Genomic DNA, 365 nt, shown 5'->3' on the forward strand with positions numbered 1-365 from the left:
CATCATTGGTGTCATTATAACGCCTACAACTTTAGACATATCTGGAAAATATTCAAATAAAACACATAAAATAAGAGCAATTCCGACCGCCAGGGCCATCAATAAAAATATTGCCAGCAAAACCCCAGGGAGAGATACGGGTGTAACCTTGTACCCCAAAAACCAGTAAATTGAAAACTTGAGTGTTACAAAAACAATTGCCATCGTCGCCAACTCGATAAGTAAGCGTGTAATAATTGGGTAAATAGGCTCGACTTGCCGGTATGCCATAAGGCCTTTATTGGACAGAACGGCATTACTTAATTGAGAAATAAGTTTGGTGAACAATTTAAAAGGAACCAGACCTACAAGCATAAAAACCGGAA

At 38.6% G+C, this 365-nt stretch carries 1 protein-coding gene; it reads right to left on the reverse strand.

The features are described from left to right. Window positions 1-365 (reverse strand): hypothetical protein (locus Q4563_RS17230; RefSeq protein WP_303605366.1); only part of this gene is annotated, 365 nt, incomplete at both ends.

Source organism: Gilvimarinus sp. 1_MG-2023, assembly GCF_030548285.1.